Genomic DNA, 25,520 nt, shown 5'->3' on the forward strand with positions numbered 1-25,520 from the left:
TCTAACCGATGACAGTCATACGCTATCCAGTATCGGGAGATATTTGTTAATGTCGACGGTTCGGTGCGTTTCGATAAAGTACTCAACGTCAGCAATGAGGTCGATACCACGCAGGTCATTTAGGAGGTCGTCAATCTCGTTCGTCGTCGGTGCTATCGCAACCGCATAAATGTCGAACGATCCGAACCCGGAACTGATGAACCAAAAGGGGTCGTCGCGAAGTGTTTCAATCGCTCGTTCCTTAGCGTCAGGTTCGTCTACGACGGTGAGGGCAGTTCGAAGAACCAACCAATCGTGCTCCTTCGGGTCGATCATGAAAAACGTCGAAGTCGTGTCGAAGAGGTTTTGAACGCGGTACCGAATCCCCTCGCTACTCATCTCATACCCCCGTTCTTCGAGGAGGCTCGAAATATCGGAGTACGGCATGCGCGGATTCGAAGCGAGGATTCCAAGTACGATTCGGTCAATTTCGTCCATTCCTTCCGACCTGCTCGCGGTCATACGTAGTCAGATACACAATAGAAGAATAAGCGTTCTGCCGATCAGGTGTATCGCACCCGACCACACAAACAGTGATATTTGATGAGGTTTCGGATACAGAATTGGTTACAAGACGTGGAAGAAAGTGTTCAAAGACGGAAACCATAGGCGCCGCTACCCGATAGATTATTAGCGATGCCATGGTAATTGTTCACGAATGTCTGACAAGGAACGAGTGTACGACGATGCAGGCATGGTTGGCCATTCCCACGATTTCGGTGACCGTCCGGCCCTGCTCGTCGTTGATCTCCAGAACGGGGAGACAGATCCAGACGAACCCATCGGCTCCGACCTATCGAACGTCATCGAAAACACCAACGAACTCATCGATATTTCCCATGAGCAAGACGTTCCGGTCGTGTTCGCTCGCGTCGTCTACCGTCATCCCGACGCCATCGATGGCGGTCTCTGGGTTGAAAAGATACCCGCACTGAAGGAATGGACAGCGGGGTCGTACCCTACGAAGCTCGATGAGCGCTTACACGTCGAGAATGACGACCATATTCTCGATAAGCGCCACGCTAGTGCGTTTCACGACACGGAGTTAGGGTCTATGTTGACCGCGATGGGAATCGACACGCTCGTCGTCACCGGCTGTTCGACGAGCGGGTGCATTCGTTCGTCCGTAGACGATGCCGCCGCACAGGGGTTTCGGACTATCGTCCCGAAAGAGTGCGTTGGCGACCGGTCGACCGAGCAACACGAGGCTCACCTCTGGGATATTGACGCCAAGTTCGCTGACGTGCTCTCAATGACCAAAGTTGCAAAATATTTCCGTTCAATAAATGCTACGAAACCTACCGACCGTGCTTAACGATGGTTTCGCCGCCACACTTCGGACAATACGGAACCTCAACGCTGCCATCTCCGTCATCGACTGTCCGGTCGCGGACGAACCAGTATAATCCCTGAAACGGTGGAATCCGAGCACCACAGTCGTCACACCGGTAATCGAACCGGTCGGCTGGGTTCGGATACCGCGTCATACGACACGATACAACAGTTGCGACGAAATAATTTTCCCCGATTGCATCAGCGGTCGCGGAGGTCAGCCGTCGCGTCGTGATCCACTTCACCGTCTTCGATTACAACTCCGTAGTCCTCGCGGGCGATCTCCTTGCTAATGAGCCCGTCGCGGTAATCATCAAACACTTTTTCCACTGGGCGGTCGTGGGGATCGCCGTATCCGCCGCTCATCGCCGACTTCACGATGAAGTGATCTCCGGGTTCGAACTGGTAGCCAGTGACCTTGGTGTACAGTTCGTCCACGTCGTCCACTTCGTCGCCGTAGTCCATCTCGTCGGGCATCTGGTCGCGCCGAGAGTAAAACATGGGTCTACTGCCGTCGGGGTCGTCGGTTCGGATGTGCCACATGGACGCTCCTGCGCCCTCCTTGCCGCCGAATGCACCCCACGGTGTGTGATATTTGCCGTCCCCTTCGGTTGACATTACCGTGTCGATAAGGAACGTCGTTTCACGGCAGACACCGTGCCCACCGCGGAACTCGCCGGCGCCGTGACCGTCTTCACGAAGTTCGTATCGGTCGACTCGCATCGGATGTGAGAGTTCGATATCCTCGACTGGTCGATTGCGCGTGTTGTGGATGAGCGCGCCGACGCAGTCGATACCATCCTTGTCCGGACGACCACCGTAGGAGCCGTCGTTTACTTCGAGATAGACCCAGTATTCGTCACCCTCCGAATCCGGTTCGGGGCCGCTGTAACTGGTGAAAAACACCTGTGCCGCGTTCCCCGCCATAACACGGTCGGGGACGGCGTTGCGAAGTGCCTTCACGATGAGGTCGCCCATCATGTCCACCTGATTTATTCGGGCGAACGCGGCGGCCGGGGGGTTCGGATCGAAGATAGACCCCTTTCTCGTCTCGACGTTGATCGGCTCGAACGTCCCGGAGTTCTGTGGAATGTACTCGTCGTGAACGTAGGTGTCCATAAGGAGTGCCCGAAGGGTGAAGTACGCCGCCACTTTCGTGGCTCCGTCGACGGGACAGTTGAAACCGGTAGGAACCTGGTCGTTCGAGTCGGTGAGGTCGATGGTGATGTCGTCCCCGTCGACGCGCACCTTCACGTCGATTTTGATACGCTTGTCACGGTTACGGCCATCGTCGTCGAGGTACGCCGTTTCGTGCCACTCACCGTCAGGGAGTTCCGCGACTTTGCTTCGGAGCAAATCCTCGGCATAGGAAATGAGGTCGTCACCCGCTTGCTGAACCGTCTCCAAACCGTACTTCTCGATAAGTTCGACGTACCGCTGACGGCCGATTTCCGCGGCCGAGATCATCGCTTGCAGGTCGCCCTCGTTCATTCGAGGCGTCCGGGTGTTGTCGTGAATGTGGTTCCAAACCTGCTCGATGCGCTCGCCGCGGCTGATGACTTTGCGTGCCTTGAACAGTTGTCCTTCGGCGTACACGTCGTACAGGTCGATGGTGATGCCGGGCGTGGCGGTACCGATGTCGAGGATATGGGCGGTGTCAGCCGACCAACCCACGAGTTCGTCGTCGTAGAAGATGGGTACGATTACCGCGATGTCCGGTGAGTGGCTCGCACCGTAGTACGGATGATTGTGAAAGTAGACGTCACCGGGTTCGGTTATCTCGAAAACGTCCTCTCCCCGTTCTTCGATACATTTGTACATGCCGCGCAGATAGCCCGGCAGCGAACCGACGTGCATCGGCGTGTAGTCGCTCTCCGCGACCTCTTCGCAGTCGGGTGTAAAGATACCCGCACCAATATCCTCGCTCTCTCGAATGATGGAAGAGTACGAAGACCGAATCATCTTGCTTCCCATCTCCTCGGCAATCGTGTCGAACTCGCCGCCGATGACCTGTAGGGTAACCGGGTCGAGTTCGCGTTCTTCGAGAAGACCGCGCTGTTCTCGCGCTCGCTCATCGCTGTCGTCTGTTATCATAGTTCACGCACCTCCGTCGTTGGTTAGTCGAATCGACCCGCTCTCCAATACCTCCGCGTTCCAGCCGGGGTTGATGACCACCGTGCTGTCGAACTCGTCAACGATAGCCGGGCCGTCGATGACGCTCCCGCTCCCGAGCCTATCACGATCGTAGCGGGCGACGGTCTGCGGTTCCGGGTTCGAAGAGGTTCCGAAGACGACGGTCGATTCACCCGTTTTCGCCCCTTCCGCATCGGCGTTCTCATCGACCGTCTGCGGTTCGTAGGGGATGCTCTCGGCACTGGCGGAGACGCGAAGGTTCAGCAGTTCGATGGGGTCGTCCTCGAAGTAGTGGCCGTATTCTACTTCGTGTTTCCTCTCGAAACGTTCACGCAGTCGTTCACGCCAATCTCCGTCAGTTCCATCGAATTCGACGGTGAGTTCGTAGCCCTGCCCTTCGTAGAGCATGTCGACCAACATTTCTAGCGTAGCCCGTTCGTCCACGTCGATGCCATCGCCACGGAGTTGTTCGGTTCCACGCTCGACGAGCGTCTCGAACCGTCGGTCAACCTCGTCCGCGTCTACCGTACTCAACCGTTGGCTCACCGTCACCTGATTGTCGTACTTGACGTCCCCTGTGAGGAGACCTCTCGCCGAGGCGATGCCCGGCGACGGCGGAATCAACACCGTGGAAACGTCGAGTTCCTCGGCGAGGTCGACCGTATGCATGGGACCTGCTCCGCCAAATCCGGTGAGGGTGTATTCCCGTGGGTCGTATCCCCGACGGATGGTCTGCTCGCGGATGGACTGATACATGTTGCTGTTTGCGACCTCAAGCGTGGCCAGCGCGGCGCGTTCGACCGTCGAGAACTGTTCTTGGTCGACCACATCGAGGAGGTGTTTTTCGATGGCTTCGCGCGCGAGTTCGGGTTTCAGTTCGATGTCTCCCCCGAGAAACGCGTCCGGGTCGATGCGGCCGAGAACGACCTGGGCGTCGGTCACCGTCGGTCGCTCGCCGCCACGGTTCATCGCCGCAGGACCGGGGTTCGCACCGGCACTTTTTGGACCAACGTTGAATCCGTGAGCTCGGTCGAACCACGCGATAGAACCGCCGCCACTGCCGATGGTCTCCACGTCCAACATCTGTGTTACCGTTGGATAGTTTGCGACCTTGCTGTCGCGGGCGTCGCGTTCGAGCAATCGTCCCGGAACGACCGAGATGTCGGCGCTGGTCCCTCCCATGTCGATGGTGATGAGTTTGTCCTCGTTCACCTTCTGTCCGGAGAACTGCCCCGAGAGGACGCCCCCCGCGGGTCCGGACAGGAGCGTCGTAATGGGCTTTCTCGTGACTTCCCGGACGCTCGCCATCCCGCCGCTCGACTGCATGATGAGTGTGTCGGCGTTTTTGAAGCCGAACTCCGCGAGTTGCCGTTCGAATCGGTCGAGATAGTTCGACATCACCGGAGCGAGACGGGCGTTGATGGCCGTCGTGGTGAAGCGTTCGTACTCGCGAAACTGGTTCACCACTTCGTTCGACGTGCTGACAGTCACGTTCGGGAAATGTTCCTGCACCAGTTCCTTCGTTCTGTCTTCGTGAGTCGTATCGAGGTAGGAGTGGAGGTAACAGACGGCGATGGATTCGACGCCGTCGTCGACGAGTTCTCCCGTCGCCTCGATGACCTCGTCCTCGTCGAGCGGTCGGACGACCTCACCGGGTGGATAGATCCGTTCCGAGATGGTTTTCCGTCGTCGCCGGGGAACGATGGGATTCGCTTGCTGCGGTTGTTCGAACTGAATCGAAAAGGTGTGAAGCTTCCGATGGCGGCCGATGTGGATGGCGTCCCGGAAGCCTTCGGTCGTGAGCATCCCGGTTTTCGCCCCCTCGTTTTCGATGAGTGCGTTCGTTCCGACCGTGGTTCCGTGCAGAACCGTGTCGATGTCGGCGGGGTCGATGTCGTGTTGCTCCGCGATTTCTGCCACTCCGGTGGCGCTCGATTCTGACGGGTCGATGGTCGTCGGAAGCTTGTGCGTGACTTCCATGTCGTCCGCGACCATGATGACGTCCGTATTCGTACCTCCTACGTCAACTCCGATTTGAATAGTTGTCATTCTTCGTCCACAGGCTGACGCCTATACTGTGAGTCATCAACAACCATGTTAAGTTTTTGCATGGGCGGATTTTTCCCAACGTCGAAATCGTCCGACCGTCAGCAATCGCGCACCGATTCGATGAGTGTCGCTCCCCGGACGGCGCGCGCGTCGTTAAAGTGCGGGCCGATAACCTGCATCCCTACCGGTAATCCGTTCGATTCACCAGCCGGTACCGAAATAACCGGATTGCCGGTGAGACTGAACGGCCCCGTGTTCCCCGAGATGTTCTTCATTCCCTCCGTCGCCGTGATTTCGCCGTATTTCGGTGGCAATACGCGCAGGGTCGGTGCGAGGAGGAGGTCAAACTCGGCGAACAGACCGTGCAGTTCTCGCCGAAATTCCGTGACCGCTTCGCGGGCAGCGACATACGACCGTCCGTTGGTTCGTTCGTCGAGATACGCGGCCGGGAGAACGCGGAGCGCGATGTGTTCGTTCAGACAGTTGGTGAACGACTCGAACGTTTCACGCCACTCCTCGGTGTACTGCGTTCCCTGTCCCCGAATTGTTCCACGCTGACGGAGCAACCACGCGAACTCGGTTGCAATAGTAAGCGGATACGCCGTCTCGATTTCGCCGAGTTCGAGGTCTGTCGCGGTGACCGATGCATCCTCGCGTGCATCGAGTGCGTCGGCGACAGCACAGACGGTTGCGGCGACGCTGTCCGAAGACCGCTCGACGAACGGCGACAGCAGTGCAAACGTGAGGTCCCCGTCCTTGTCGAGCGCATCAGTCGCCGATTCACCGGAAACATGACTGGACGATGGGTCACGAACATCCGGGCCGCGGATGGCGTCGAGCACTCGCGCGGCGGTTTCCACGTCGCGTGCCAGCGGGCCGATACAGTCCGTCGTCGGTGAAAGATCGACGAAACCGTATCGTGACATCGAGCGGTGAGTCGGTTTCACGCCGACGACGCCACAACACGCCGCCGGAATGCGGACACTCCCGCCGGTGTCGGTTCCAAGTGCGGCATCGACGGTTCCAGCACTGACCGCCGCCGCGCTCCCACTGGACGACCCGCCCGGAACTCGATCGGAAGCGACCGGATTTGTCACCGTCCCAAACTCGCTGAACTCGCCCGTCGGGCCGAACGCAAAGGCATCCGTATTGGCTTTGCCGACGAGGGAAGCACCGGCGTCGAGAAGGCGCTCGACAACAGTAGCGTCGTAGGAGGGCACGACCGAGAACGATTTCGACCCGCACGTCATCGAGAGGTTCTTGACGGCGATGACGTCCTTCACCGCGACGGAGACATCCGAGAGGGGGCCTTCGTCCGTCTCGACGCGCGGTTCGTCGTACGCTTCGAGCAGTGCGTTGTTCGGGTCGTCGGCCATCGAACCGACCGACTCCCGCCGTTCGACCGTCGCGGATTCGGGAACCGCCGACCCCAGTTCGTCGGCGGTGTCGAGTGCCGCGTCGATTCCTTCGTCGCTGACGCTCAAACCGAGTCGCTCGGTTAGCGTTCGAAGGCGGTCACGTTCCGCTGAAGTATGGTGGGCCATACCACACAAATCCCGTTCACTGAATAAATAACTCCGGTTGTGCTGCTGGACAAAGGACTAAGTGCATGTGCGAGGTCACTATACACGTTAGCAATGAACACGACAGAGACGTATGCAGACTTCTGTGCGTCGCTCGCGTACGACGACCTCTCAGACGACGTCGTCGAACACGCGAAACATCTCATCCTCGATACCGTCGGTATCGCCGTGGGGAGCGGAACACGGGTCGAATCGAGTGAGTCGCTTATTGAGGGAATCGAAAACCTCGACGAGGGCGGCAGCGGGGCGACGATTCTAACGACCGGTGAGTCCGGATCCCCCGCGTACGTCGCGTTCCTCAACGGCGCGATGGCGCACTCGCTAGACTACGACGACACTCATCGGGCAGCGTCGCTCCATCCCGGTGCGCCCGTCATCCCCGCCGCGCTGGCCGCAGCGGAGAAGTCGGGCGCCTCTGGAAAGGTGCTTCTCACGGGTATCGTGGCGGGATACGAAATCATCTGCCGACTCGGCATGGCGGTCAACCCGGCGTCACACTACGGACGCGGGTTCCACATGACAGGTACCTGTGGGACGTTCGGCGCGACGGCCGCCGCAGGCGTCGTCTACGGATGGGATGCGGAGACGTTCGAATCAGCGTTCGGTCTCAACGGCAGTCAAGCGGCGGGGTCGCTCCAGTTCCTCGAAAATGGCGGCTGGAACAAACGCGCACATCCCGGATGGGCTGCTCATGCCGCTCTTACCAGCGGTTCGCTCGCTGAAGCCGGATTCTTCGCCGCATCGAACCCTATCGACGGGAACCGGGGATTCCTGCAGGGATACTCGGACAACCCAAATCCGAAGAAAGCGACCGAGGGGCTTGGCGAGGACTACGAACTGCTGAAGGTCGGCGTCAAACCGTATCCCTGCTGTCGATACATGCACGCACCGATAGACCTCCTGCTCGACATCGCGGAGTCGGAATCCATCGACCCGGAAGCGGTCGAATCCGTCAGGGTACGTATCGCGACACCCGGCATCGAACTCATCGGGCATCCGGAGAACACCTACCCGCAGTCGTTCGTGGATGCACAGTTCAGCATGCCGTTCGGTGCCGCACTCGCGCTCGGACGACGCGACGCCGGTGTCGATACGTTCGTTGAATCCGTTGATGGGGATGTCCCCGATGACCTCCGCAAACTTGTCGACCGCACTACCGTGGAGTCCGCGGAATGGATCGATGACGCGTACCCGGAAAAGTGGGCTGCTGATGTAGTGGTCGAGACAGCTGGCGGGACGTACGAAGCTGCCACTGAGTATGCGAGCGGCGAACCCGAGAAACCGCTTTCCTGGGACGAACTCGTCGCGAAGTTCGACGAACTTGTAGAACCAGTCGTCGGCGAGTCGGCAACCGCGGACGCACGTGACCGAATCGAAACGCTCGAGTCGAACGACGTAGCCGCTCTCGTCGAACCCTACGCTCGCGACCGCTCGAGTGCGACAACGCTATCGACAACCGACTGACCACCCGGGTTATTCCACGTCGTCACCGAGCGAGTCACCGTACTTTTCCTGTTCGTCCGAGGGCATGTAGCGACGCTCCCACTCGACGACCTCGGGGAACCCGGAGAATTCGTGGAGGTCGCCAACGGGTGTCTCGGCGAAAGCTCGGTCGATGTCGACCAGGGCGTCCATCCCTTCGGATTTTAGTCCAGAGAGGCGCTCGTGGACGGCCGCAATGGTCGCGAGCGTGGACGCGACAGGGTACAGAACGAGATCGAATCCTAATTCTGTCAGCCTATCCGGTTCGACATATGGCGATGTGCCGAGTTCGCCGACGCAATTGTATAATAGGGGTGCATCAACTTCGCGCCCAATTCGTGCGATTTCGTCTTCGTCTACCGGCCCTTCAACGAATGCGACATCAGCACCGGCGTCGACGTACGCGTTCGCGCGCCCGATAGCGTCGTCTAAGTCGCCGCCGACTGCCCCGCGAGCATCTGTGCGCGCAATGAGTACAAACGACTCGTCCCGCTCATCGCGAACGTCCGCGGCGGCGCGTATCTTACCAACCGCCTCTGCCTTCGGAATCACCTTCCGACCCTTCGTGTGACCGCAGCGCTTCGGGAACGTCTGATCCTCGATGTGGATTCCGGCGACGCCCGCTTTCACGTATTCGCGGACGGTGCGAACGACGTTCGTCGCATTGCCGTAGCCGTTGTCGGCATCGGCGATGACCGGAACGGACGAACGTTCCTGAATGTTCTTTGCGTTTTCTACCATCTCCGGCATTGTGAGAAGACCGGCGTCGGGGTATCCGGTCTTCGAGAGGGAAGTACCGTATCCCGTCATATAGATGGTGTCGAATCCGACGACGTCGGCAACGGCGGCCGTGAGTGGGTCATGAACGCCGGGACACTGCAGCAGTTCGTCCTGATCGATGAGGTCTCGGAGTCGTTCGCGGTACATATCCTAAAAGGAGTGGCAGCCATCATAACTACTGTGTCACCTGATCGACTCACTGCGAATGGAAATAGTCGAGGACGTCCGCTGTTGAGATCACGTCGGCATTCTTTGCCCCCATATCGAACAGGTTCGCCTCGTGCTGTTCCGTCGACCGGTCGCCGACGGCTTCGACCGGAACGATGGTTCGAAAGCCGTTGGCCACGGCGTCGAACACCGTCGCCCGGACGCATCCGCTCGTCGAACACCCAAGGACGACGAGCGTGTCGACACCCAACGTCGTGAGCATCGAGTGGAGTTCGGTACCGTGGAAGGCACTCTGCTGTTGCTTATCGAGGATGTGGTCAGCCTCGTCGACATCCATCCGGTTGTCTATTTCCGTCCACTCCGTTTCGTCCTGGAGCGTCTTCAGCGCTGGTATTTTCTCGGCGAAAACACCCATATCCGCCGCATCGGGATGTTTCGTAACTGTCCGAGTGAACACCACGGGGACGTCGGCTTCGTGCCCTGCTCTCACGACCTCGTTCGCGTACTCTACCATCTCGGGGAGCACCGACCCGAGCGGGTTATCGGGGTCGGTCATACCGTTCTGGATGTCCACAACGACGATCGCCGGTCGTTCGCCGAATCCGATTGGATTCTCCGTCATCCCGGCGTGCTCGTATATTTCCTCCCTCGACTCCATGCTATCCATTGTGTATCATGACCCAGTTCACGCTCCAGCGTAAAACCGTTGCGGGTGTCGGCCACGGACACGTACAGCAGCAATCCTGACGCGAGGCTCTTGACGACTTGCCCGGTCGAGCGTGCACGACGACGAACTCATCGACATCACCCGATCATATAGGCCTCGGCGTATTCCATGGGAAGGACAACGCGGTCGGCAACGCCCTCGTACATGCTCGCTGCCGCGTCGAGGAGGTCTGCGGGTGAGGCTTCGACGGTAAACGTCGCGAGCACCTCGTCGGTCACGAGATCGGCCATCTCGTCCCACTTTTTCTCCTTCGAGAGTTCGTGAAGGTTCTGACCGAGTGATGTCCAACCGTGGACGTCCAACACGTCGTGGTAGGTGCGCGTGCTGCCGTAGAAGGCTACTCGACGCCGTACTCGCTCTCGGTTCTCGGCCATCTCCTCCTCGGTGTCGCCGGTGATGACCAGCGGACTGGCGAGTATCTCGACTTCGTCCGGGTCGCGGTTAGCACGTGCTGCACCCTCCGCGATTCGCTCGGCAATGATATCGTTCGCGTACCGGCTCGACGTGAACGGGTGAATGGAGAGACCGTCGCACAATTCACCAGCTAGCCTAAGGTTGTACTCGTTCACACCGCCGATGTAAATCGGAATGTTGGGGTGATCGATAGGACCGGGATCGAATCGGTCGGTCATCAGCGAAAACGAGTAGTGTTCACCGTCGTAGTCGAGTGCATCCGCCTCACCCTGAAACACCTCCCAAATATGCCGAATCGACTCGATGACCTCGCGGAGGCGAGGTCCGGGCGACCTCCACTCGACGCTGAACCGCCGCTCGTTGTGGCCCTTGACTTGCGTACCGAGGCCGAGGATGTATCTCCCATTTGAGTAGCGAGCGAGATCCCACGCCATCTGAGCGACGACCATCGGACTGCGCGTAAACGAGAGGGCAATTCGATTGCCCATGGTCACTCGGTCGGTGTGCTCGGCGACGAGGACGTGCGGCAGGAACCCATCGTTGCTATTTTCCATGCTCCACACGCCGTCGAACCCGAGTCGCTCTGCCCGTTCTGCGACCTCGGCTGTCTCGTCCGAGAGTGCCGGCACTAAGGTATCAATCTGCAGTTCGTGCATCGTTGCTCACACCGCTTGCGAGCGTAATAAAGCTACGTCGGGAGTGGCATGTAAGGATCGCTTTGCACCGACGACTCGTGTTTCGCTACCGACGAAAGGAATAAATCGTCCATTCGAGAATAGATCGTTATGGTTCGACGTATCAATGAGGTCGGCGAGGGTCGCTATCGAGAGGAGTACGGTCGGTACTACGAAGATTTCGAGGTCGGCGACGTGTACGAGCATCGGCCGAAGCGGACTATCACACAGGATGACAACGTTCGGTTTACCCTGCTCACGATGAACAACCACCCGCTCCATTTCGACGATACGTATGGCGAAGACACTGAATTCGGTGAGTGTCTCGTCAATTCCACGCTCACGTTATCAGTCGTGACTGGGATGAGCGTGAGCGACGTGAGCTACAAGACAGTCGCAAATCTCGGGTGGGACGACGTTAGACTCACGAACCCTGTCTTCCACGGTGATACGCTCTCAGCCGAGAGCGAAGTTCTCGGAAAGCGTGAGAGCGAAAGCCGCCCCGATGACGGTATCGTCACCGTCGAGACTCGGGGGTACAAACAGACCGACGAACAGGTCATCGAATTCGAGCGGTCGATGCTCATTCCGAAGCGCGACACGGACGAATAGGTTCCCGGTAAGGCGGTGACGACAGAAGTACGAAATGAGTACTATGGGAACGACCCAGAGGCGATTCAGGTGACCTCGTTACTACGGTCGCGCTGGATTGGAGATCCGATCCGCGCCACGACATCAGAGACGAGTGTGGTCGTATTCTCATTCTAGCCGTGTTGTCCTCGGCCTTCAAAGTCGATGAACGGACGGCTCCCAGCAGAACTACGAACGGTACTGTCGTTTACTGGAACGCCGGGATGACCTCTTCACCGAACAGACGGACCGACTCATGTACGTCCTCGAAATCGCTCCCGGGGAACTGCGTGCGAATGACCAGATAATCGAGATCCATCTCGTCTCGATACCGTTCGATGTCAGCGATAACGTCATCCGGGCTACCGACGAGGAATCGCTCGTGGCGTAGCTTATCCCACGGCGATCCGAAGTCGTCGTCTTCGATTGCGTCGTCCTGCCCCCAGTTACTATAGCTCTCGTACTTCCCCATCAGCGGATCGCGGACCGCCTGTTCTGCCTGCTCGGTGGTCTCCGCGACGAACGCTTCCCGGATGAAACCGACGTCGCCACCGTCGATACCTTTGGTCTGCCGTTCGTCGTAGAAATCGGCCACCTGACGTTTCGCGAGACCGAATGGGACGTGGGCACCGATGAAACCATCCCCGATACGTCCGGAACGACGGACGCTCGATTCGTTGCTAGCACCGATCCAAATTGGAGGACGGGGGTCCTGTAGTGGTTGCGGGCGGATAGAGGTCTCTTCGAGAGTGAAGTGCTTGCCGTGATAGGTTACCGAGTCCTCTGTCCAGAGACGTTTAATAATCTCGACGCCCTCAATGAGTCGGCCGGGGCCGTCGGCTTTTGACACCCCGAACACGTCATACTCCTTCTCCCGATAGCCGAGGCCGACGCCGAGTCGGAATTGACCGCCTGTCAGGATGTCGATCGTGGCACCGAACTCTGCGATGCGGACTGGATTGTGATATGGGAGGAGACAGAGCGTGGTCCAGAGATCCATCGCTCCGATGTGTTCCGCAACATGGGCCACGACCGCTTCGTTCAAGAGGTATTGGTCGCTGTTGGTAACGTGGTGTTCGCCGACGGTGACGCTGTCGAACCCGACGTCACGCGCGAGTTCCGTCTGTGCAATGAGTTCGTCGCCGATTCCCTGCATGGGTCGAGACTCGTCGTACTGGCTGACAAGGAGTAGGCCGAATTCCATGTTAATGCATATCATGACGGTCGTGTATTTGTAGCTTCGGGAAGGTTCGATACCTATTCGTCTGGTAGCAGGTAGTCAAGCCCGAACCCGATCTGTGTATCAGCAAAAGTGCGCGAACAATTCTCGCTCACGAATAGCGTGTCGTTCCGCTTATCGCGAGTAGACTACGTTCTCGCAACTTCGAATTCCCGAGAAACAGAATGTATACTTCGAACTAACCGTTGGTGGATACATTCCCATGTGTGTTTTTAGCACAATCTTTATGCGGTTTCTGCCAGTGTGTACGGTATGCTCGAATTTAGCGAGGAGCAGCGACTCATCCAGAGGGAAGTAAGACGAATTTGTGACGATTTCGACGACGAGTATTGGCGCAAGCACGATAGAAACGCGGAGTACCCCATGGACTTCGTTCAAGCACTCGGGGAGCATGGCTGGCTCGGTACCGTCATTCCCGAAGAGTACAATGGTGCGGGACTCGACCCCCTCGAAGCAGCGATCATTCTCGAAGAGATTTCCGCCAGCGGCGCGGGCTTCAACGGGTCGATGGCCTGTCATGGAGCGATGTTCATCCCGCGGTCCGTACTCAACTACGGAAGTGAGGAAATGAAAGAGAAACTGCTCCCTAAACTGGCAACCGGCGAGAAACTGTTGCAATGTTTCGCCCTTACCGAACCCAATGCCGGTTTCGATTCCACCAGTATCACGACGACCGCAGAGCGAGATGGTGACACCTATGTTATCAACGGGCAGAAAACCTGGTGTTCACGCTTTCACGCGTCGGACTATATGGTACTCGTCGCTCGCACGACGCCAAAGGAGGAAGTAGCAAAGAAAACCCAAGGAATGAGCCTCTTCCTCATCGATATTGAAGACGCCAAAGAACAAGGGGCGGTCGACGCAACCGAGATAGAGAAGAACATCCGTGCGGCAGTTCCCTCGTATGAGATTTGGTTCGAAGACCTTGAAGTGCCTGCAGAGAACCTTATCGGCGAAGAGGGCAACGGATTTTACCAAGTGATGGACGGTCTCAACGAGGAACGCGTCGTCATCGCCGCCGAAGCTGTGGGGTTGGCACGCGTCGCCATCGATAGAGGCGTTCAGTATGGTATTGAACGTGAGGTGTTCGACCGACAAATCGGTAGTAATCAGGCGATTCAGCATCCCCTCGCCGACGCTTACGCTCGCATGACGGCCGCACGCAACATAACATACCAGGCAGCCCGCGCGTTCAAAGAAGGTCGCGATGTCGGTGAGGCGGCCAACATCGCGGCGTACATGGCACGTGAAGCCGCATCCGAGGCAGCCGATGCCGCCGTTCAGACGCACGGGGGCTACGGGGTCGCTGTCGAATACGATGTCGAGCGATTCTATCGTGAGGCTCGGCTCACCCGTATTGCACCGATCAGCGACGAAATGATACTCAATTATATCGGAGAGCACGTTCTTGACCTCCCTCGATCATACTAAACACCTATGTACGCACTCAACGATATCGACGTACTCGCCCTCGAAAGTGGTATCAGCGCGCCGTTTTGCACACGAATCCTCGGCGATCTCGGCGCTAACGTTATCAAAATAGAGCGTCCTGGAGTCGGAGACGTGAACCGTCACTGGGATACGGCAGTACGGGGGAATTCCTCTGCCCACGTCTGGGTGAATCGGAACAAGAAGAGCGTCGAACTCGATCTTAAAAGCGAGGATGGAAACACGATTTGTCGAGAACTCGCTGAAAAGGCCGATGTCGTCGTGCAAAACTTCTCGCCTGGCGTCGTCGAGAGCCTCGGCCTTGACTACGAGTCGCTACGTGAAGAGAACGAAGACCTCATCTACCTCAACATCTCCGGCTACGGACGGGATGGCCCATACGAGAACCGCAAAGCATACGACATGGTGATGCAAGGCGAGACGGGCCTCATCATGATGAACGGCAGTCCAGATGCCCCCGCGAAGATTCCACTGTCGATTTGTGACATCAATGCCGCGATGTACGGAACCATCGGAACGCTCACTGCGTTGTTTCAGCGCGAACGTACCGGTGAAGGCCAAGAACTCGACGTGACAATGTTCGGTGGAATGCTTTCGTGGCTCGGCTATTTCCCACTCAAATATTGGTACAACGACGAGATTCCTGACCGCGTAGGGATGCGCCATCATCTTCTCACACCGTACGGCCCACACGAAACAAATGACGGACAGTACATCAACTTCGCCGTTCTCTCGGAACCACATTTCGAACTGTTCTGTGAGGAGGTTATCGACCAACCCGACCTTTTGGAGGATGAGCGCTTTGCTACGAACGAAAAGCGTATCCAACACCGAGAAACGTTCGAATCCATCGTTGAAGACGAAATTGCGACCGAATCACGTGACCACTGGGCTGCTCGGTTAGAAGCCGTCGGCATCCCATGGGGAGACGTCAACCAAATCGATGAAGTACTCGACCACCCGCAAACCGACTACTTGGAGATGGTGCGCGAACTCGACACCGAAGCGGGTTCCGTCAAGTTCATCGACAACCCACTGGACATGAACAAGGCAGAGTTACGCCGGGAGAAGATGCCCGATCTTGGGGAGGACACGAAAGCCGTTCTTCAAACAATCGGCTATTCTCAGGAGCAAATCGAATCGTTAGAAGATATCGGAGTCATCTAATCATCGGCACACGTCTTCGACTCTCGTTTTACTCGTCTTTGTGTGGTTGAAGGGACTGATCCGTTCTCATTGTATATGGTATAGCCGATTCGACAAGCGTCATGACGAGTACGCCTGATTTTAATTCTCATTCTAAAATGAGTATTAAAGAGGTGTAGCTGTGATATCCCACTCCGGATATCACGAGAATTTTGATAGCTATTGATACTCTACCAAGGATTGAATCGAGATTTGTGAGATGTGAACATGGATTCTGGGTCTGTGAACGAGTGCACGGAGTCTGTCATTGCAAAAAATGATGTTTCATAGACAATAGCTTTTCCATATGTAATATAATTGTAAATTTGCACCAGATCATTACAGCTGTAGAATTGTAATGAACGAGATCATAGGAATGCCACACCTTCACATGGATCAGCACTATAGCGTAGTATCAGCAATAATATCGTAGGCAGGCCCTCGTGGTAAAGAAATGTGTCCGGGGGTTCCCCCTGGCCACGTGGATCCAACTCGGTCACGGATCTCCCAGATTTCAGTTAACGCAATCTTATGCAGACCACTTGCCCCCACTTAGATCATGGATTCCGAGTTGAGTCAAAATACTCTTGACGACGTACAAAACTCCTATGTCACTGAGTGATTCATTCCCCGATAAAAGCTACGGGATACTCGTGGAATCATTCAAGTTCACGAACTGTGTCTATGAATAGTTCCCACAACCGTGATCTTCATCCTTTTTTGAGATAGAATTTGAACAAATGAGTGTTTAAGAGCGGTGCTAACCCCGAGTAAAAGAGCTATTCATTCTCGAATTCTGGAAAGACGGGTTTGGATTTCGTCGATATCGGCCTCTGAGAGAGCCTCCGAATTGATAACCATAGCCAATAACGGGGTTAGAGGATGCAGGTGCGTTCATCTCATCTACATTTCCACAAATTTTCAAAAGAATGTTGACTTTACCACTCGTAACCTACATAATATCCAACCTATTCGTTGGTTAAATGAGGGAGGAGGTTTCAATTCTTATGATATGAAGACATTTCCATTGGGAATTGCTATTTCGGTCTCATAGGTGCGATGTATTCTGATTTAATGCGGTCACCCTCACGCCACTGAAAGTAGTAATACTCGTTATTGTTAATCGCCTTTGTCACGATCGATGCTTTTGCAGGGACTTCTTTTTCGACAATCGCACTCCAGTCAATGTCATCGTCCGGAATTCCCTTCTATTGTGCTTTAGCGGCGAGTTCCTTGGCCATCGCCTGTGTTGTGGAATGGCTGGCAGCGGCACGATAGACCCGAAGGTCTTGGGCATAGTCTGCAACGGCTCGCAACGTCTCACTGTCTTGTTTTTGGAGCCCCTCGACGATGTATTTCGGAAATAAATCGGAGGGTGTAGGTTTGGTTGATTCCGGCATTGGTGTCATATCTTATTAACCTACAATAGGTCGTCAAGAGGGATGGATTTGTTGGTTAATTACTCACGAGGCTCATTTGAAATCGCCCCGATTTAATTCCAATTGTTATTCATAAGTTGTTCTCCGCCGAATATCTCCTCCGCAATTGTTGACTGGAAACACACTCAGAGCATACAGTTATTCGGACGAGTGGCGGGTTGAGATGACCGAGCCACGTTGATCTACCACCACAGCAAGCGATTCAGCTGTGACATCGGCAGTGACAGTGACGCGGAGTTGCAGCGGGTTTACCGAAACGACCTCTTCTGCGCCATTGGGTACCTGACCTACATCCAAAAGTCCTGGAGTTGGATCGCGAGCTAACGCCTGCTCTCTTCGATAAGTATGAGCACGCGGCGGATGCAGGGCTTCAATTAGCGTTCGAACATGCAGAGACGCCTGACGGTGGACACTGCCCTTGGACACCCGACAATATGGAGTAGAAATTAGTTTCAGATCTTCCTGAGTGCCGCAGTGTAAGTGCACTCGGAACCATGTCGTACCTCAGCGACCTCCCATCCAGTCCCCATAGCTGCTTCTCGGAGCCGATCAGGGCTGAACAGCCGGAAGAGGAGTGTCTCTCGATCGGTTTTGTACGTTGTATGGTAGACGCGGTACGCAAGCCCCGGCGTCGGATCGTCCCGGTACCCAACGATCTCTGTGGTGGCCTCGCGTTCTGGATTGTAGCCATGCAACAACGCAGTGCCATCAGCCGACGTAATATACGCGAGATCGCCCAGGAACTGCCGTAGCCCGTGCATCGATTTGGTGAGACCGACTTGGGTTCCAAACGTGTATGCTGACTGAAAGCGGTCACGAGCAAAGTTCTCACGCAGCGTGAACATATCAACGTGGCGCGCATCCCGAACCCCACGGTCACGCATGGTCTCAACAAGGTATTCGCTGATCTCGATCGCAACTGTTTCGAATTGCTCTTGGAAGTAGAGTGTATCTCGGCCCGCTCCTGCCCCGATGTCAAGCAGTGGGCCGTCGAGCCAGGATGCGTCCCACGCACCAGCGTCGCTTTCGGGATCGAACTCGCCGAAATAGAATCGCTTGATTGGCTGTTCACGGGTTTCGGTGCCGTCGTGGTCGATGAGCGGTTCGTCTTGTTCTCCGTGGTAGTGGTCGCGGATCGCGTGACCAAGGGGATCGTCTCGTGTCACAGTCTGTGACACACTATCAAATATAATAAAACTGGTTTGTTAGTCGGTACCGAGTCACGAAGACTGCGGCTACCAACACCACAGATCCGATCCGGAGACAATCTAGTAGATCCTGTTGCATGTTTGTACAGAAACGTGCAACTCGCTCAGTGGTGTCTTCGCCAGTACGCAGCGGGTGTGTGTGGCTGGCGTGATGGGCTTGGTTACGGTGGGGTTCATACGTATCGTGCCAGCGCCGAGACGGGGACAGATTTATATAACAAACACTATATGAAATAACCTATACATTCACGTTTATACTATCAGAGCTAAGACAGAGATGTGCGGATGCCTTCTCAACGCTCAGTACTCCTTGAGGAGTACACATGGCCAGAGGTAGAAACCGCTCTTGAACAAGGAACGCGGACGGTGATTGTCGCCGTCGGTGCGGTCGAACAGCACGGGCCGCACCTCCCACTCATCATGGACACGCTCGCTGGCGACGAACTCGCGCGGCGCATCGCCGAGAAACTCGGCGACGCGCTGGCCGCGCCGACGATTCGCCCGGGGTGTTCGGGCCACCACATGGAGTTCCCCGGGACGATAACGGTGCCGGCCGAGACGCTGATGGACCTGATTCGCTCGTACTGTCGGTCGCTCGACGAACACGGCTTCGAGCACGTCGTCCTCGTACCGACGCACGGCGGAAACTTCGCGCCCGTCAACACCGTCGCCCCGGAAATCGCCCGCGAAATCGACGCGAACGTCGTCGCCGTCGCGGATCTCCACGAACTCATGGAGCTACAGAACGAGGGGCTTCGAGTGGGTGGCGTCGAGTACGAGGAACCAGTGATTCACGCGGGGGCCGCCGAAACCGCTGTCGTACTGGCGGTCGAGGAAGGACTCGTCAGGACCGACGAACTCGAAGTCGGAACCGAGGGCGAAATATCGACTGCACGACTCCTGTCCGAGGGATTCGCGGCGATCACTGAGAATGGCGTTCTCGGCGACCCGCGAGAAGCGACTCAGGAAGCGGGGGAAGCCATTCTCGAGACAGTCGCGACCGCATATGCTGCCCAAATCGAAGCCGAGCGCGATGCAATCTGAAAACGGCAGTCGGGATCTGCCTCACCCTGCAGTGAGACATTCCCCTGTTGACAGGAGAGAACGGGCGACGTTGGTTCGTGTTGCGTGTGTCCTTCCTGAACATTGGGGGGAGGGAGTGGGGACTGACCTCCTGAATCGATTGTTCGACAGCTTGCGGGCGGCTGGCCACCAATCCGTTTGGCTTGCCGTTATAGCTGATAATGACGTCGGGAGATCGTTCTATGATAAACATGGGTTCGACGTCCACGAAGAACGGACGGTTGAACTCGCCGGACAAGAAGTCAACGACATCGTGCTTGTCCGGGACTTGTAAACTCATCAATTATTCAGTTCTGTTCGCGCCACTCTCGACGGAGAAGCCCGTACTGAATCATATCGCGATGCTCGCCGTCGACGAACATGAACTTCCGGAGGCGTCCTTCCTCGGTGAACCCCAATGACGCTAGGAGGCCGCGAGAAGCGTCGTTGAACTCGAACGCTTGGGCACCCACTACAGGAGTAGCATATTCCCGGAACACGTAGTCGAGCACCAGCGAGACGGCCTCCTTCCCGTACCCATCGCCATGAAATTCTGGCACAAGCCAGTACCCAAGTTCTGGCCGTTTCCAGTCGGCATCCATCACATTGACTACCCCAAGCCGGGTTACGTCATCCTCTGTGGCTTGGGCTGGGCCAGCCGAGTCTTCGTCAAGACAGACAAGAAATCGGTCGCTGTCCCCGTTTTCGTAGGAGTCTTCGATCTCTCCTTGGTTTCTGAGTGGCGTTCCAAGCGGGTAGCGAATCTCTGGATTCGCGCTTGCCCGTTGAAGGAACGGGATATCCTCTTCTTCAACGGTTCGGAGCGTGACGCGCTCGCCACTTATAATGCGTGCGCCTGGCATGCTTGTAGTGAAAATTGGTCCCACAATATTAGAATCCACTACCACTCATAATCGTATAAACGGAAGTGCAACAATCCCGGGAACCCCGGATCGATCTGTGCGCAGCTCGTGGTGCGAGTCTACTGGGAGTCGTCAGAGTACCGGTAAATGTCGAAGACAGCGGAACGCTCTGAGCTCACACCATGAAGTGAAACCCTCTCACTGTGATTCTGTAGACCGCTCAGTCCCCAGCCGCCTCGACCGCCCCGGTTTGTATGTTCCAGAGGGTCGCATACTGGCCGCCACGGCGGACAAGATCGCTGTGCGTGCCGCGTTCCACGATCTTCCCGTCCTCCATTACGATGATCTGGTCGGCGTGGCGCACCGTCGAGAGACGGTGAGCGACGACGAACGTGGTGCGGTTCGCCGTGATCTCGGCGAGGTGCTTCTGGACCACGCGTTCGGTTTCGGTGTCGACGTGACTCGTTGCCTCATCAAACACGAGGAGTGCTGGATTATCGACGATGGCCCGGGCAATGGCGAGCCGCTGGCGCTGCCCACCCGAAAGGTTCGTACCCTGGTGCCCGAGTTCGGTGTCGTAGCCCTCGGGCAGCGCTGTGATGAACTCCTGGGCGCCAGCGCCGCTGGCGGCCTCGCATATGGCTTCGTCGCTCACGTCGCCATCGGCCGATCCTGCGGCGATATTCTCGCGGACAGTACCGTCGAAGAGAAATGACTCCTGATCGACGTAGCCGACCTGTCTCCGGAGTGACTCGGGAGCCACCGTCTGGAGGTCGTGCCCATCGATCGTTATCGTACCTTCGTCGGGATCGCGGTACCGGAGCAGCAGGTCAAGGAGGGTGGATTTTCCGGCGCCGGTTCCACCGACGATGCCGACTGTCGTGCCGGGTTCGACTACGAGGTCCACGCCCTCGATGACCTGCTGTTTGGTGCCGGGGTAGTCGAAAGAGACATGGTCAAACAAGACGCTTGGTGCGTCGAAGCCGACCCACTGTCCGTTTTCCCGTCCAGTACGAGCCTCACGGGCAGTGAGCCCGCTAACGCGCTTGGCTGCCGCCTTCGCGGCCTTGTAGCCGTTAATGAGTCCGCTGAGGTTTTTCATCGGGGCCGTCATCCGCTCCAAGTAGAACAGGAACGGGACGAGTTCTCCGGCCGTGAGCGTGCCGGAGAAGATGAGTGGCGGGCCGACCGTGATCCACTGGATGCCGATAGCGACAACGAACACTAGCCAAATACCAACTACTAACCGATTGATGGGGCTCTGCCGGATGGACAGTCGGCGGTTAGCGAACCGGGCATCTGTGTAGTCATGAGAGGCGCGGTGGATGCGCTCGTGCTCGGCCGTTTCGGCTGTGTTCGCCTTGATCACATCGATTCCGTCTAGCGCGACCTCGAGCAGAGCGTTGAGCGCGCCGCGTTCGGTTCGAATGTTGTCCTGTAGCGGTTCGACCTGTTGGGAGAACCACCAGTTGATTCCGGCGATAACAGGAGCTGAGAGTAGCACAAATAGCGCGAGCTGGACGTTGAGCACAGCCATGTAGACAAATGCGCTCCCGAGGGTGACCACGGCCCAGATGCTTGCTTCGATGAGCTTGTTGAAGAACGTGTCTAGCTGGTTCACGTCGTCATTGAGGGCGCTGATGACGTCGCCGGTGCGGTGGTCATCGAAGAACGCGAGATTGTAGCTGATGACCGTTGCGAACGCACTCGTTCGAACCTCGTGGAGGAACCGTTGGGCGTAGAGACCGAACGAGTACTCGCCCACGAAAGAGAGCAGATTCGTCACAAGATTCGTGGCGACAAGCAGTCCGGTGACGAACACGAGCAGAGCGATGGGGTCGGTGGGAACCCAGGATTGCGGCAGCAGCGGAAGTATGAACTGCTGGTCGTTGAACAGCGCGTCGATACCAAGCCCAATGAGGTAGACGTCGGCGAGGCTCAGGAAGATGGAGACGGCTGTCGACGCTATTGCGCCGAGTAGGAATGGAAGGTCGCCACGGCCGTATCGACGCACAAGTGAGACAAGCGGATTGGTCTCAGCACGCTCGGAGATTTTATCGGTCATCTGGACACCTCCGAATCGGAGACACCCGCCTCTGGTGTCGCGTCAGCGGCGAATTTACCGGTCTGGACTGCCCAGAGCGTTGCGTAGATGCCATCGTGTTTAACGAGTTCCTCGTGCGTGCCGTGCTCGGTGATCTGGCCATCGTTGAGGACGACGATTTGGTCGGCCGGCCGGACCGTCGAGAGCCGGTGGGCGATAGCGAACACTGTCCGGTCGCCGGCCTCCGCCTGAAGCTGGCGCTGAATCTCGACTTCGGTCTCGGTGTCGACGTGACTCGTCGCCTCGTCGAACACGAGGATCTCGGGGTCGGCCAGCAGTGCCCGGGCGATAGCGAGGCGCTGGCGCTGCCCACCCGAGAGCGTGGTGCCGCGCTCACCAAGCTCGGTGTCGTAACTTTCGGGCAGATCGGAGACGAACTCGTGGGCGCCGGCCCGCCTCGACGAGTCGACGACCTCTTCGCGCGATGCATCTGGATTAGCATAGGCAATGTTCTCGTGGACGGTACCCGGGAACAGGAACGGGTCTTGGCTGACGTACCCTACATGCTCCCTGAGGCTCTCGAGCGAGTGCTCACTGATGGGCTGGCTATCGATACGGACTTCCCCGGTGTCCGGCTCGTGGAAGCGGAGAAGGAGCTTTAGCAGCGTTGATTTACCGGCTCCGCTATGACCGACGATGCCAACGAAGTCGCCGGGCGGCACGTCGAGGGAGATGCCGTCCAGTGTCGGCGTCTCGGCGTCGTCGTAGCTGAAGGTCACGGCGGTGTACTCGACGTGGCCGTCCGTGACTGTGAGCTCAGGGGCGTCATCGCAGGCTGCGGACGCGTCGTGCCAGAACAGTGGGGCGATCCGGCGACTCGACGCCTGACCGCTCTCAATCTTATCGAGCACGTCGACTGCGAGTTTTCGTGTTGGGTCCATCAACGAGAACGTGTACATAATGAAGGTGAGCAGTGTTCCCGCGGTGAGCGACTGTGTGAATGTGACGGGTGGGCCGGTCAGTATCCAGTAGCTGCCGAGACCGAACAGGCCCCAGACGCCGACCGCAGCCAGGAGCCAAGAGACGCGGTTGTAGATAGCCCGGAGTTTGAGCACGGACCACGCAGAGCGTTTGTATTCGCCGGACGCACCGGTCACACGATCGGCCTCGCGTTCCTCGCGAACAAGAGCCTTGACGGTCCGGATACCATTGATAGCGTCGCGGAGTCTCGTGTTGAGTCCGCCGACGGTCGACCTAACGGTATCGTAACGTGGTTCGAGGACTGAAGCGTAGTACCGTGCAGTGAACGCTACCGTGATGGGCAATAGTGCGACGACGAGCGCGAGGTTCCAGTTCAGCAGGATCATGAATGCAAAGGCGCTGATGAGTTCGCCGCTGTAGAGAACCGCGGCACGCGCACCGTCGAACAGGTCTTCGAGGTTATCGACATCGTCGTTCAACACGCTCAGGAGGTCTCTGTCTTCGGTCTGATGAACCAAAAGGGGGAGTGACATGGCCGTCTCGAAGGCGCTAGTGCGCACGTCGTGAAGGGTCTCCAGAGTGGCTTTTTCGTAGATGAGTGTGCCGTACCAGCGGAAGGCGCTCTCACCAATGAGGGCACCTACGAGGACACTCACGACGAGGGTAGTCTGTCCCGGTGTGCTCTCCGGTATCCATGAGTTCGGCACTAATGGCAAGGTAAACGTCTGGCTGTTCAACAGGAGTGCATCAAGCGCGACACCGATGACAAGGGCGGGGATGCGTTGGAGTACGAGCGCGGAAAGGAGGAGGACGCACCCACCAACGAACTGACGACTGTGGGGTTCTGCGAACCGCCACAATAGATGTCTGATTGGATTTGATATCTGCATTTGTGTATTTCCATTATAAGATCAGGATTGATCAGTTGTATTAGGCCGTGAGTAGTGGAATCCGAATAAGTGTAATGTGTACCGCGATACAGTGAGCAATCTGACCAGAGTGATGTATTCTCTCCACTAGACCACCACAAACAAGATATTGGTTCACGAATACAATGGCATGTGAGCGGGAAATCACCCGGGGAATCATCGGACCGCATAGAGCAATCACCACCAGACGACGTGTTCAGGCTACTTGGCAACGAGATTCGTGTCGAGATCCTTCGCGCACTTGGTATCCGACCAAATGACCGGTGCTCGTTCTCGGAACTGTTCGACCGGGTTGACATTGACGACAGTGGAAACTTTAGTTACCATCTCAATCAGCTGTGCGGAGTATTCATTCGCAAAACAGACGATTACGAGCTGACTCACGCCGGCCGAGAAGTCGTCGGTGCGATGTATGCTGGGACCTATACTGCGAATGCCTCCATCGGACCTATCTCACCAGGATGGAGTTGTCTGCTCTGTGATAGTGAAATGGTCGTCCATTACGCCGACGAGCGCGTCGAGTTCCGCTGTGAGGACTGTAAGGGGGGTGCAGAGTTCTCGTTCCCACCGGGAAACATCGATCAATACAACCGCGAGGAGTTGCCTGCGGCGTTCTCTCGCTGGTACCATCAGACGTTTCAAGGACTGATTGACGGATTCTGTCAGCTCTGTTCCGGTCGGGTAGAGAGTGACCTCCAAACCCTCCCAGGCGGCGGACCGGGAGATGACCCACAGCCATCGATTGCCAAGTTCGAGTGCGGTCGGTGCGGGAACAAAGCCCAGGTATCTGGTGGGACGCTCGCAACGTTCCACCCCATTGTAGAAGGATTCTTTGTTGAACACGGCTTCGACCCGTCGGTACGACACCCTTCGCAAATGTGGGCCGACCTGGACGAGTTCCAATCGGTCATCCATAGTGAGGATCCACCGCGGTTTGAAGTGCGCTTCCGCGTGGACGATGAAGTCGCCACGGCCCATATCGGACCGGATGCTACGGTCGAGAACGTCTCACGATACCCTGTCGAAGAGTCAGATGTCCCTCACTGAATCGGAATGGCCCACAGTCGAGTGAGAGTTTGTCGACCTAGTTGTGAATTGATAGTTGAATA

General features: G+C 57.0%; 22 protein-coding genes. 8 read left to right on the forward strand and 14 right to left on the reverse strand.

Features of this window, described 5'->3' with window-relative positions; genetic code table 11:
* Positions 1–15: 15 nt before the first annotated feature.
* Positions 16–501, reverse strand: coding sequence for an Lrp/AsnC family transcriptional regulator (locus BW974_RS22200; protein WP_076433085.1), 486 nt, complete (start codon positions 499–501; stop codon positions 16–18).
* Positions 502–697: 196 nt separating this feature from the next.
* On the opposite strand from BW974_RS22200, the gene BW974_RS22205 reads away from it, so the two are divergent.
* The gene (locus BW974_RS22205; protein WP_076433087.1) at positions 698–1,354 is read left to right on the forward strand and encodes an isochorismatase family protein; all 657 of its coding nucleotides are present in this window, start codon (positions 698–700) and stop codon (positions 1,352–1,354) included.
* Here the strand turns inward: BW974_RS22205 and BW974_RS22210 are convergent.
* From BW974_RS22210 to BW974_RS22225, 4 genes are all read right to left on the reverse strand, one after another.
* Positions 1,338–1,526 (reverse strand): hypothetical protein, encoded by a 189-nt coding sequence (locus BW974_RS22210; protein ID WP_076433089.1) that lies wholly within the window; start codon positions 1,524–1,526, stop codon positions 1,338–1,340. The genes BW974_RS22205 and BW974_RS22210 overlap by 17 nt on opposite strands.
* Positions 1,527–1,572: 46 nt before the next feature.
* A complete protein-coding gene (locus BW974_RS22215) occupies positions 1,573–3,465 on the reverse strand; it encodes a hydantoinase B/oxoprolinase family protein (protein ID WP_076433091.1) in 1,893 nt (630 codons plus the stop codon).
* A gap of 3 nt (positions 3,466–3,468) precedes the next feature.
* Positions 3,469–5,553: a hydantoinase/oxoprolinase family protein gene (locus BW974_RS22220; protein WP_076433093.1), complete on the reverse strand. Its 2,085-nt coding sequence runs from the start codon at positions 5,551–5,553 to the stop codon at positions 3,469–3,471.
* A 98-nt stretch (positions 5,554–5,651) separates the two neighbouring features.
* Complete coding sequence (locus tag BW974_RS22225; protein WP_084186444.1) at positions 5,652–7,097, reverse strand: amidase; 1,446 nt, start codon at positions 7,095–7,097, stop codon at positions 5,652–5,654.
* Positions 7,098–7,190: 93 nt separating this feature from the next.
* Here BW974_RS22225 and BW974_RS22230 point away from each other — a divergent pair, with 93 nt between their 5' ends.
* A complete protein-coding gene (locus BW974_RS22230; protein WP_076433095.1) occupies positions 7,191–8,600 on the forward strand; it encodes an MmgE/PrpD family protein in 1,410 nt (469 codons plus the stop codon).
* Between the two features lie 9 nt (positions 8,601–8,609).
* Here the strand turns inward: BW974_RS22230 and BW974_RS22235 are convergent, their stop codons facing one another.
* The 3 genes from BW974_RS22235 to BW974_RS22245 all read right to left on the reverse strand — a co-directional run bounded on the left by BW974_RS22235 (position 8,610) and on the right by BW974_RS22245 (position 11,363).
* Positions 8,610–9,545, reverse strand: a complete 936-nt coding sequence (locus tag BW974_RS22235; RefSeq protein ID WP_076433097.1) for an isocitrate lyase/PEP mutase family protein — start codon at positions 9,543–9,545, stop codon at positions 8,610–8,612.
* A 49-nt stretch (positions 9,546–9,594) separates the two neighbouring features.
* On the reverse strand, positions 9,595–10,224 hold the full coding sequence (locus BW974_RS22240) for an isochorismatase family protein (RefSeq protein WP_076433247.1): 630 nt from the start codon (positions 10,222–10,224) through the stop codon (positions 9,595–9,597).
* A 146-nt stretch (positions 10,225–10,370) separates the two neighbouring features.
* The gene (locus BW974_RS22245) at positions 10,371–11,363 is read right to left on the reverse strand and encodes a TIGR03617 family F420-dependent LLM class oxidoreductase (protein WP_076433099.1); all 993 of its coding nucleotides are present in this window, start codon (positions 11,361–11,363) and stop codon (positions 10,371–10,373) included.
* Positions 11,364–11,492: 129 nt separating this feature from the next.
* Here BW974_RS22245 and BW974_RS22250 point away from each other — a divergent pair, with 129 nt between their 5' ends.
* On the forward strand, positions 11,493–11,993 hold the full coding sequence (locus BW974_RS22250; RefSeq protein ID WP_076433101.1) for a MaoC family dehydratase: 501 nt from the start codon (positions 11,493–11,495) through the stop codon (positions 11,991–11,993).
* 226 nt (positions 11,994–12,219) lie between these two features.
* On the opposite strand, the gene BW974_RS22255 is transcribed toward BW974_RS22250, so the two are convergent.
* Complete coding sequence (locus BW974_RS22255) at positions 12,220–13,215, reverse strand: LLM class flavin-dependent oxidoreductase (RefSeq protein ID WP_076433103.1); 996 nt, start codon at positions 13,213–13,215, stop codon at positions 12,220–12,222.
* A 288-nt stretch (positions 13,216–13,503) separates the two neighbouring features.
* Here BW974_RS22255 and BW974_RS22260 point away from each other — a divergent pair, with 288 nt between their 5' ends.
* Both BW974_RS22260 and BW974_RS22265 read left to right on the forward strand, forming a co-directional pair.
* A complete protein-coding gene (locus BW974_RS22260) occupies positions 13,504–14,682 on the forward strand; it encodes an acyl-CoA dehydrogenase family protein (protein WP_076433105.1) in 1,179 nt (392 codons plus the stop codon).
* Between the two features lie 6 nt (positions 14,683–14,688).
* A complete protein-coding gene (locus BW974_RS22265; protein ID WP_076433107.1) occupies positions 14,689–15,867 on the forward strand; it encodes a CaiB/BaiF CoA transferase family protein in 1,179 nt (392 codons plus the stop codon).
* Positions 15,868–17,093: 1,226 nt separating this feature from the next.
* On the opposite strand, the gene BW974_RS24410 is transcribed toward BW974_RS22265, so the two are convergent.
* Together BW974_RS24410 and BW974_RS22275 are read right to left on the reverse strand one after the other, a co-directional pair.
* Positions 17,094–17,294, reverse strand: coding sequence for a hypothetical protein (locus BW974_RS24410; protein WP_139328991.1), 201 nt, complete (start codon positions 17,292–17,294; stop codon positions 17,094–17,096).
* A gap of 482 nt (positions 17,295–17,776) precedes the next feature.
* Positions 17,777–18,490, reverse strand: coding sequence for a class I SAM-dependent methyltransferase (locus tag BW974_RS22275; RefSeq protein WP_076433109.1), 714 nt, complete (start codon positions 18,488–18,490; stop codon positions 17,777–17,779).
* A gap of 327 nt (positions 18,491–18,817) precedes the next feature.
* Here BW974_RS22275 and BW974_RS22280 point away from each other — a divergent pair, with 327 nt between their 5' ends.
* Both BW974_RS22280 and BW974_RS27355 read left to right on the forward strand, forming a co-directional pair.
* Entirely contained in the window at positions 18,818–19,576 is a 759-nt protein-coding gene (locus BW974_RS22280) for a creatininase family protein (RefSeq protein WP_076433111.1), read from the forward strand.
* A complete protein-coding gene (locus BW974_RS27355; protein WP_076433113.1) occupies positions 19,566–19,889 on the forward strand; it encodes a GNAT family N-acetyltransferase in 324 nt (107 codons plus the stop codon). The genes BW974_RS22280 and BW974_RS27355 overlap by 11 nt, the downstream gene beginning before the upstream one ends.
* A 13-nt stretch (positions 19,890–19,902) precedes the next feature.
* Here BW974_RS27355 and BW974_RS22290 read toward each other — a convergent pair whose 3' ends face one another.
* The 3 genes from BW974_RS22290 to BW974_RS22300 form a co-directional block, all read right to left on the reverse strand.
* Positions 19,903–20,457 carry a GNAT family N-acetyltransferase gene (locus BW974_RS22290; protein WP_076433115.1) on the reverse strand — a complete coding sequence of 185 codons (555 nt, stop codon included), beginning with the start codon at positions 20,455–20,457 and terminating at the stop codon, positions 19,903–19,905.
* A gap of 220 nt (positions 20,458–20,677) precedes the next feature.
* Positions 20,678–22,522 carry an ABC transporter ATP-binding protein gene (locus BW974_RS22295; RefSeq protein WP_076433117.1) on the reverse strand — a complete coding sequence of 615 codons (1,845 nt, stop codon included), beginning with the start codon at positions 22,520–22,522 and terminating at the stop codon, positions 20,678–20,680.
* The gene (locus BW974_RS22300) at positions 22,519–24,372 is read right to left on the reverse strand and encodes an ABC transporter ATP-binding protein (protein WP_076433119.1); all 1,854 of its coding nucleotides are present in this window, start codon (positions 24,370–24,372) and stop codon (positions 22,519–22,521) included. The genes BW974_RS22295 and BW974_RS22300 overlap by 4 nt, the downstream gene beginning before the upstream one ends.
* Before the next feature lie 231 nt (positions 24,373–24,603).
* Between BW974_RS22300 and BW974_RS26810 the strand changes: the two genes are divergently transcribed.
* Entirely contained in the window at positions 24,604–25,458 is an 855-nt protein-coding gene (locus BW974_RS26810; RefSeq protein ID WP_076433121.1) for a winged helix-turn-helix domain-containing protein, read from the forward strand.
* The last annotated feature ends 62 nt before the right edge of the window (positions 25,459–25,520 follow it).

This window comes from Haladaptatus litoreus, assembly GCF_900156425.1.
Lineage (GTDB): Archaea > Halobacteriota > Halobacteria > Halobacteriales > Haladaptataceae > Haladaptatus > Haladaptatus litoreus.

Excerpts from the sequence above, each read along its gene's own strand:
- BW974_RS22295 (WP_076433117.1), bottom strand. The coding sequence starts at position 22,522 with ATGACCGATAAAATCTCCGAGCGTGCTGAGACCAATCCGCTTGTCTCA.
- BW974_RS22235 (WP_076433097.1), bottom strand. The coding sequence starts at position 9,545 with ATGTACCGCGAACGACTCCGAGACCTCATCGATCAGGACGAACTGCTG.
- BW974_RS22250 (WP_076433101.1), top strand. The coding sequence starts at position 11,493 with ATGGTTCGACGTATCAATGAGGTCGGCGAGGGTCGCTATCGAGAGGAG.
- BW974_RS24410 (WP_139328991.1), bottom strand. The coding sequence starts at position 17,294 with ATGACACCAATGCCGGAATCAACCAAACCTACACCCTCCGATTTATTT.
- BW974_RS22230 (WP_076433095.1), top strand. The coding sequence starts at position 7,191 with ATGAACACGACAGAGACGTATGCAGACTTCTGTGCGTCGCTCGCGTAC.
- BW974_RS22225 (WP_084186444.1), bottom strand. The coding sequence starts at position 7,097 with ATGGCCCACCATACTTCAGCGGAACGTGACCGCCTTCGAACGCTAACC.
- BW974_RS22220 (WP_076433093.1), bottom strand. The coding sequence starts at position 5,553 with ATGACAACTATTCAAATCGGAGTTGACGTAGGAGGTACGAATACGGAC.
- BW974_RS22260 (WP_076433105.1), top strand. The coding sequence starts at position 13,504 with ATGCTCGAATTTAGCGAGGAGCAGCGACTCATCCAGAGGGAAGTAAGA.
- BW974_RS22240 (WP_076433247.1), bottom strand. The coding sequence starts at position 10,224 with ATGGAGTCGAGGGAGGAAATATACGAGCACGCCGGGATGACGGAGAAT.
- BW974_RS22290 (WP_076433115.1), bottom strand. The coding sequence starts at position 20,457 with ATGCCAGGCGCACGCATTATAAGTGGCGAGCGCGTCACGCTCCGAACC.
- BW974_RS22255 (WP_076433103.1), bottom strand. The coding sequence starts at position 13,215 with ATGGAATTCGGCCTACTCCTTGTCAGCCAGTACGACGAGTCTCGACCC.
- BW974_RS22210 (WP_076433089.1), bottom strand. The coding sequence starts at position 1,526 with ATGACGCGGTATCCGAACCCAGCCGACCGGTTCGATTACCGGTGTGAC.
- BW974_RS22300 (WP_076433119.1), bottom strand. The coding sequence starts at position 24,372 with ATGCAGATATCAAATCCAATCAGACATCTATTGTGGCGGTTCGCAGAA.
- BW974_RS22205 (WP_076433087.1), top strand. The coding sequence starts at position 698 with ATGTCTGACAAGGAACGAGTGTACGACGATGCAGGCATGGTTGGCCAT.
- BW974_RS22280 (WP_076433111.1), top strand. The coding sequence starts at position 18,818 with ATGCCTTCTCAACGCTCAGTACTCCTTGAGGAGTACACATGGCCAGAG.
- BW974_RS22215 (WP_076433091.1), bottom strand. The coding sequence starts at position 3,465 with ATGATAACAGACGACAGCGATGAGCGAGCGCGAGAACAGCGCGGTCTT.
- BW974_RS22245 (WP_076433099.1), bottom strand. The coding sequence starts at position 11,363 with ATGCACGAACTGCAGATTGATACCTTAGTGCCGGCACTCTCGGACGAG.
- BW974_RS22265 (WP_076433107.1), top strand. The coding sequence starts at position 14,689 with ATGTACGCACTCAACGATATCGACGTACTCGCCCTCGAAAGTGGTATC.
- BW974_RS27355 (WP_076433113.1), top strand. The coding sequence starts at position 19,566 with ATGCAATCTGAAAACGGCAGTCGGGATCTGCCTCACCCTGCAGTGAGA.
- BW974_RS22200 (WP_076433085.1), bottom strand. The coding sequence starts at position 501 with ATGACCGCGAGCAGGTCGGAAGGAATGGACGAAATTGACCGAATCGTA.